General features: G+C 69.1%; 1 protein-coding gene. It reads left to right on the forward strand.

Features of this window, described 5'->3' with window-relative positions; all coding sequences use genetic code 11:
* Nucleotides 1-68 precede the first annotated feature (68 nt).
* A partial coding sequence (locus AC1D00_RS42390) for an amidase (RefSeq protein ID WP_477014817.1) occupies nt 69-1,095 on the forward strand: 1,027 nt, incomplete at its 3' end.

Genomic DNA, 1,095 nt, shown 5'->3' on the forward strand with positions numbered 1-1,095 from the left:
GATTATTGGTGCGCCTCCCTCACTTTCCGATATGCTAAATCGTTTTCATAATCTGAAAGGGACTGGCATTGTCCGGACTTTGCGATTCCAGCGCCGTTGAGCTGCGCCGCCTGCTGGCCGCGCGGGCGATCTCGCCCGTCGAGCTGCTGGACGCCTGCCTGTCGCGCATCGCCACCATCAATCCTGCCGTCAATGCCGTCGTGACATTGGACGAGCCCCGCGCGCGCACGGCGGCAAAGGCAGCCGAAGCCGCCATCCTGCGCGGCGAGGATCGCGGCGCGCTGCACGGCCTTCCGGTCCTGATCAAGGACACCCAGGACACCGCCGGGCTGCGCTCCACCTATGGCAGCCCCCTGTTGCGCGACAATGTCCCGGTCGCCGACCAGGGCTCGGTCGCGCGGCTGCGCGCGGCCGGCGCCATCATCTTCGGCAAGACCAACACGCCGGAATGGGCGGCCGGCGGCAACACCCGCAATCCGGTGTTCGGCGCGACCGGCAATCCCTTCGATCCCATGCGCTCGGCGGCCGGCTCCTCCGGCGGTTCGGCGGTGGCGCTCGCCTGCGGCATGGCCCCGCTCGCCTCGGGCTCGGACACCGGCGGCTCCTTGCGCAATCCGGCCGGCTTCTCCGGCATCGTCGGCATGCGTCCGTCCTACGGTCTCGTGGCCAGCGAGAAGCGCGCCTTCGGCTGGTCGAACCTGTCGACCGACGGACCGATGGCACGCAATGTCGCCGACACCGCGCTGATGCTGTCGGTGATGGCGAGCGACGATGTCCGCGATCCCTTGGCCTATACGCTGCCCGGCGAGCCCGTGCGCGGTCGCGCCGAACGCTGGGCCGCACCGCGTCCCGCGGACCTTAGCAAGCTGCGCCTCGCCTTCACGGAGGATTTTGGCTTCGCCCCGACCGAGCAGGCCATCCGCCGCGTGTTCCGCGATCGCGTGAGCAAGCTCGCGCCGCTGTTCGCCGACTGCCGCGAAGCGACGCCGGATTGCTCCGGCGCCGACGACGCGTTCGCGGTCCTGCGCGCCGGCCTGTTCCTGGCGATGCACGGCAAGAATTACAAAGAGCGCCCCGAAATGCTCGGCCCGAATG

The sequence above is a fragment of the Bradyrhizobium sp. P2_E8 genome, from assembly GCF_056403875.1.